5 protein-coding genes are annotated in these 6438 nt (G+C 74.8%); all 5 read left to right on the forward strand.

Going from position 1 to position 6438, the window contains the following annotated elements; all coding sequences use genetic code 11:
• Positions 1 to 5 precede the first annotated feature (5 nt).
• The 5 genes from ACZ4UX_RS27390 (at position 6) to ACZ4UX_RS27410 (ending at position 6259) form a co-directional block, all read left to right on the forward strand.
• A complete protein-coding gene (locus ACZ4UX_RS27390) occupies positions 6 to 1091 on the forward strand; it encodes an SCO0930 family lipoprotein (RefSeq protein ID WP_465708653.1) in 1086 nt (361 codons plus the stop codon).
• On the forward strand, positions 1088 to 1555 hold the full coding sequence (locus ACZ4UX_RS27395) for a hypothetical protein (protein ID WP_465708654.1): 468 nt from the start codon (positions 1088 to 1090) through the stop codon (positions 1553 to 1555). The genes ACZ4UX_RS27390 and ACZ4UX_RS27395 overlap by 4 nt, the downstream gene beginning before the upstream one ends.
• 709 nt (positions 1556 to 2264) lie before the next feature.
• Positions 2265 to 3029 carry an RNA polymerase sigma factor gene (locus ACZ4UX_RS27400; protein WP_465708655.1) on the forward strand — a complete coding sequence of 255 codons (765 nt, stop codon included), beginning with the start codon at positions 2265 to 2267 and terminating at the stop codon, positions 3027 to 3029.
• 504 nt (positions 3030 to 3533) lie between these two features.
• Positions 3534 to 4322 (forward strand): ATP-binding cassette domain-containing protein, encoded by a 789-nt coding sequence (locus ACZ4UX_RS27405; protein ID WP_465708656.1) that lies wholly within the window; start codon positions 3534 to 3536, stop codon positions 4320 to 4322.
• Positions 4319 to 6259 (forward strand): YhgE/Pip domain-containing protein, encoded by a 1941-nt coding sequence (locus ACZ4UX_RS27410; RefSeq protein ID WP_465708657.1) that lies wholly within the window; start codon positions 4319 to 4321, stop codon positions 6257 to 6259. Before ACZ4UX_RS27405 ends, ACZ4UX_RS27410 begins: the two co-directional genes overlap by 4 nt.
• Positions 6260 to 6438 lie beyond the last annotated feature (179 nt).

Raw genomic sequence — 6438 nt, forward strand, 5'->3', positions numbered from 1 at the left:
AGATCTTGACAACGAAACGATACGGACTCGTCGCGCTCTGCCTCCTGCTGGCCGGCCTCGTGATCATGGCGGCCATCGGGGGCGTCAGCAGCAACGCCGGCCCGTCCGCCGGGGGTTCCGACTCCGCCCAGCTGGTCGGCTCGACGCCCTCGCCGGCCGGCGCGTACAGCGACTACGGCTCCAACGGGTCCGCCTCCGCCTCCGCCTCGCCCGGGGCGGGGGCCGTCGGCCGGCCCGCCGGGGCGCTGGTCGTCCGAGCGGACGGCCAGCTCGGCCCGGTCCTGACGGACCGTCAGGGCTTCACGCTGTACCGCTTCGACAAGGACAGCGCCAAGCCGCCGTTGTCCAACTGCTCCGGCGCCTGCGCCGCCACCTGGCCGCCCGTCGTCAACGACAGCACCACCGCGCCGGGCGCCGGCATCGACCAGGACAAGCTCGGCCAGGTCACCCGCGCCGACGGCACGCAGCAGCTGACGGTGGGCGGTTGGCCCGCCTACCGCTACGCGCAGGACACCGTACCCGGCGACACCAAGGGCCAGGGCGTGGGCGGCACCTGGTTCGCCATGGCGCCCGACGGGACGAAGGCCAAGGCCCCCGGTGCCGAGGCCACCGCGTCCGCAGCGCCGACGGGCCAGGCCACCGCCACGGCGTCCGCCGCGCCGACGAGCCAGGCGACGGCCACGGCCACGCCCATGGCCACCATGATGCCGAAGCCGGCCCAGCCGGACCAGGGGAAGGTGCAGATCTCGGTCGTCGTCAACCCCCAGCTCGGCCAGGTCATGGTGGACGGCCAGGGCCGGACCCTGTACCACTTCGGGAAGGACACCGCCTGGCCGATGCGCTCCAACTGCGAGGGACAGTGCCTCAAGACCTGGCCGCCCGCCCCGCCGGTGAGTCCCGACAAGGTCAAGGGCGTGGACCCGAAGCTGATCGGAAAGCTCCAGCGACCGGACGGCACCTGGCAGCTGAGCATCAACTGCACTCCCGCCTACTACTACGCGGGCGACCAGGGCTACGGTGACGCGCTCGGGAACGGGATCGACGGCTTGTGGTCGGCCATCAACCCGCAGGGCAAGCCGGCCGGCAAGTGAGGGCCCCGGGCGCCGGCCCCGTACCGCCCCGCGTCGACCGCACCGCCGTCCGGTGGGCCGCGCTGATCCTGCTCGTCCTGCTCGGCATCATCGAACTCCTCTGGGGTCACGGCGGGTTGACCGGAACCTCACAGGCGGCGCGGCGCCCCGACCCGGGCTCGGTGGAGGAGCTCGCCCGCCGGATCGGCTGCACGGCCGAGATCACCACCGACGCGGCCGACCTCCGGCAGGGCATGTGCGTCTCGGACGGCGAGGAGATCTGGATCGCCAGCTTCCCGACCGCCCGCGCCCAGGACGCCTGGACGTCGGAGGCCAAGGACTACGGGGGGTCCTACCTGGTGGGCGACGGCTGGGTGGTCGTGCTCTCCGACACCACGGCGGACCTCCTGCACGGGCTGCTCGGCGGCACGGTGGTGGGCGGCGCCGAACACGGCGGTGCACACGTATCCGTGGGCGGGGGGTGAGCGGCGACCGGAGACCCGACGAGCGTGACCCACCCGACCGGCGCCGGCAGGCCCGACCGGGGAGAACGGACCCGACAAGCACCGACCCACCCGACAGGGGGTAGCCGGCCCGACCGGTGCCGCCCCGCCTGACGGGTGGCCACAGACCGGACGACCGACGAGAACAGGGCGAGGGTTCCCCCGGCACGCGCCGGCGGGAGTCCTCGCCCTGTTCTCGACGGTTGTCGGAGCCGGCGAACCGCCGGCCGACCTGTCACATCATCATGAACCACCACCACCGGCGCTTTCCACCATGCGAATGCCCTATGCACTTTTCTGTTATCCACCGGACGCCGCACGCGACGGAGCCTCGCCAGGGTGCCGGTGCGCGGCCGCGGACCCACCGGCGGGGCCCGCGCGGGGACCGGCGCACCGCCGGGCCGCCCGACACACAGATCCCACACATTCTGATCCGGAATCGCCGGGCGGCCGGCGGTGTCCGGAACTGTTGCCCTGAAACCCGTAGCACTGGTGTGCTGTGGCTCTTCCCGCCACACCGTCCCGACGGCCGCAGCAGCAGACCGCCGTCGATGCCCTTCTCCGGCCACCACTTCCCGTTCCCGGCCCGTGCGGCCGTCCCGCCGTTCAGGCCGGCGAACTCCCCGCCGTGAGAAGGACAGAGTCGAGGAGGAACACGTTGACCCTTCCTGCCAGCGCTTGTGAAACGGGTTTGAGCGCACTGAGCGACGCCGAACTCTCGGCGGTACTCACCGACTCCACCGAGACCGGGGGATCCCGCGTCCGGGAGGTGATGGCCGAGGTGTTCACCCGCCACCACGGCGCCGTCCTCGCCTACGCCCGCGGCTACTGCCGTGACCCGCAGACCGCCCAGGACCTCGCCGCCGAGGCCTACGCCAGCACCTACTCGTCCGTCGCCCGCGGCCGCGGCCCCCGGCACGCCTGGCGCCCCTACCTGATGGCGGTCGTCCGCCGGACCGCGATGGAGTGGAGCGCGCGGACCAGGGGCCGCGTCGTGCTGCCGGAGGACTTCACCGAATGGGCCGAGCGCCTGGCGGACGAGGTGGAGACCGACGGCGCGCTGCTCGCGGCCGAGGAGACGGCGCTGGTCGCCAGGGCCTACGGGTCCCTCCCCGAGCGCTGGCAGGTGCTGCTCTGGTGCTTCGTGGTGGAGGGTGAGCCGGCCGCCACCGTCGCCCAGCGGATGGGCATGACCCCGAGCGGCGTCCGCTCCCTCGCCGCCCGTGCCCGCGCCGGGCTGCGCGAGGCGTACCTGCGCGCGCACGTGGACGAGGACACCGCCCCTGGAGTTCCGCTGCCGCACCCCGCTGCCGCCCGGCAGGGCCCGCCGCCCGGGTCGGCGGCGGGCGCCGGCCTGCCATTCGGGGGAGTGCCCGCGCCGCGGGCGGGTGGCCGGGGACTTCCGCCGGGCCGACCGTCGCCCGGAGGGCGAGGCGCCGTGGCGTGCGGGGCCTGAGCCGGCGCGGTCCTGCTGAGCCGGAGTGACGCCTGGGCGGAGGCACCGCACCGCGCGGGCCCGTGGGCCGCTGGGCGGCGGCCCGGCGGCCCGGCGGCCCCCGGGCGCCGAGCAGCTTCGCGTACGCGATCGGGGCGTCCGCGTGCGGCAGAGCGGTGACCGTGACCCGACCCCCTCCCGCCCCCCTCGGCCGTGCCGCCCGGGCACGGCTGACCGCCGGCCGACAGCGTCGCGCTCGACGCGCCGCCCATGGCGCTACGGGGAGGCCGATGTGCTCCGACCGCTCGGTCGCCCAACTCCGCTGTGCCGTGGACAGCTTGTGCACGGCCCGGCAGTCCGCCCTCCCGCCGCCCGGCCGGGAGGGGTGACCGCGGTCCGCGGACGCGGGAGTGTGACCGGTCTGACAGACATGGCGCGGCACGGACGGGTTACCCACTGGGAGTGGAGATTGCCGGTATGGACGTGGTCGCGCGCGGAGCGAGCGTGCGAGGGCCCCGGGGAGCGGTGTTCGAGAATCTGGACCTGGGCGTGGAACCCGGCGGGCTGCTGGTGCTCCACGGGCCGGGCGGCTCGGGCCGGACGACGGCGTTGCTCGCGCTCGCGGGGCGGATGCGGCTGGACGGCGGAGCGGTTCGGGTGGGCGGGCACGTCCTGCCCCGCGACGGCCGTCGTGTCAGGGACCAGGTGGCGGTGGCCCGTGCGGAGCCCGCCCTCGGCCTGGACCCGGATCTGCGGGTGCGGGAGCTGGTGGACGAGCGCCGCTGGTTGAGCCGCCGGCTGAGCAGAGCACAGCTCGGGGAGGCGTTCTCGGTCCTCGGCGTCGACGTGGAGCACCGGACGCTGGTCCGGGACCTGCCGCCGGTGGAGGCACTGGGCGTGGCCCTCGCGCTCGCTCTGGCCACGCGCCCCGCCGTGATCGTCGCGGACGACGTGGACCGCGGGTGCCCGGCGGACGAGCGCGTCCGGGCCTGGCAACTCGTGGGGCGGGTCTGCCGGGTGGGCTGCACGGTCGTGGCGGGTGCCCTCGACCCTCCCGCCTCCGGTGCCGGCCTCGACCCGGCGCCGGTGCTGGTGGCCCTGCCCCGCCGCAGCCACCTGCCCGAGCGGCCGGCGTCGACCGCCGAGGAGGACCGGGCAGGCGAGCCGGCCGAGCCAGACGAGCCAGACGGGGCAGACAGGGCAGCCGATCCAGACGGGACAGACGCGTCGGCGCGTCGGTCGTGGCGGTTGCTCGGGCGGCGGGAACCGGACGGCGGGCGCACCGGCGCGCGCCGGTGCGAGGAGGACGCATGACCGCGATCAGGCTGGCCGTGTTGGAGCTGCGCGGCTTCCGGGGCCCACTGAGGCGCTTCGTCCCGCTCGTGCTGTGCCTGGTCCCGCTGCTGTACGGCGCCATGTACCTGTGGGCGAACTGGGACCCCTACGGCAAGACGGGGCACATCCCGGTGGCGGTGGTCAACGAGGACCACCCGGCCGAGACCCGGCAGGGACAGCGGGTGGACGCGGGCGCCCAGGTGGTGACGGAGCTCAAGGCCTCACGGCAGTTCGACTGGGCGTTCGTCGACGAGGCCGCGGCCCGCGACGGCCTGGAGCGCGGGCGCTACGCGTTCACGATCCGGATCCCCGCCGACTTCAGCGCCGGCCTCGCCACCGGCCCCGACACCCAGCCCGAACAGGCCCGGATCCACATCCTGCTCAACGACGCGAACAACTACATCGCGGGCGTCATGACCGAGGTCGTCGAAGCGAAGCTGCAGGAGCAGGTCAACTCCGCCGCGCACGAGGCCTACGTCCGCGGCGTCTACGGTCGGCTCGCGGACATCGGCGGGAAGCTGGACACGGCGGCGCAGGCGGCCCAGGGGCTGGTGAACGCCACTACCGTGGCCCAGCAGGGGAGTTCAGCTGCCGCGGGCGCGAGCGCCACGCTGCGGTCCGGCTCCACCCAGCTCGCCGACGGCGCCCAGAAGCTGAGCCAGGCCACGACCCAGGTGCACGCGGCGGCCACCGCCCTCGGCGAGGCCGCGCCGCCGCTGGGCGCGGCCGCCGACGCCGTGGTGAGCGCGGCCACTCTCGTCACCCAGGGCGTGGACGCCGTCCACACCGCGACGTCGACGGTGAAGCAGGGAACCGCCAAGGCGGTGACCGATCTGGACCAGCTGGCCGCGGCGCACCCGGGACTGGGCGACGACCCCCTGTTCCAGCGCCTCCGACAGGACGTCACGGCGGCCGACGCCGCGGCCGGGCAGATCGACGGTCACGCCGCCACCGCCGCCGGCAACGCCCACGCGGCGCTCCAGCAGGCCGTCGGTCTCCGGAGGACGGCCGCGGCCGTCCAGCAGTCGGCCCAGAACGCGCAGACCCCGCTGGCCCTGGTCGACTCCGGCGCCCGGAGCATCGCCGCCGGGACGGCCACCGTGTCCACGGGACTGTCCGCGCTTCAGCAGGGATCCGTGGCGCTGCAGACCGCCGCCGACCAGGCCCACAACGGCGCCACGAGCCTGGCCAGCGTGATCGACGACGGGAAGAAGCAGGTGCCCGTCCTGGACTCGGCCCAACTGGAGCACGCCGCCGAGGTGTTGGGGACACCCGTCGCCATCGACCGGTCGAACCTCCACCCGGCCGGCGTGTACGGCCGCGGACTGGCCCCGTTCTTCTTCGGCATCGCGCTGTGGGTGTTCGGCCTCTTCGCCTACCTCTTCCTGCGACCGGTCAACACCCGGGCGCTGGCCGCCCGTACCCGGGCCGCCACCGTCGCCGTGGCGGGCTGGCTCCCGGCCGCGGCCCTGGGCGTGCTCGGGGCCGTGATCCTCTACGGCGTCGTCAGCGCCGGTCTCGGGCTGCACGCCGCCGCCCCGTGGACGACCGTCCTGCTCCTCACGGTCGGCGCCGCCGCGTTCATCGCCATCGACCACTGCCTGCGGACGGCGTTCGGAACGGCGGGCGACGTCCTGTCACTGGTCCTGCTCATCCTGCAGCTCACCGCCTCCGGCGGCCTGTACCCGATGCAGACCACCCCGGCACCGTTCCAGGCGGTCCACCCCTTCCTGCCGATGACCTACCTGGTCGACGGGCTCCGGGTGACGATCAGCGGTGGCCCGTCCTCCCATGTCATCCGGGACATCGCCGTTCTGGCGGGTTTCGGTGTCCTGTTCCTGGTCCTCACCTCGCTGGCCCTGCGCCGTCGGCGCGTGTGGACGGTCGCCCGGCTCCACCCAGACCTGGACCTCTGACCGACGGACCCGACCGTGGCCCCGCCCCGGGGGCGGGGGGGGGGGGGGGGGGGCAGGGGGGGGGGGGGGGGGGGGGGGGGGGGGGGGGAAGGGGGGGGGGGGGGGGGGGGGGGGGGGAGAGTGGCACCGAATCACCCGTGGTGGTGAACAGGTGGTGGTACCAGCCCGGCGAGACGATC

The organism is Kitasatospora sp. NPDC028961 (assembly GCF_055564815.1).

Excerpts from the sequence above, each read along its gene's own strand:
- ACZ4UX_RS27410 (WP_465708657.1), top strand. The coding sequence starts at position 4,319 with ATGACCGCGATCAGGCTGGCCGTGTTGGAGCTGCGCGGCTTCCGGGGC.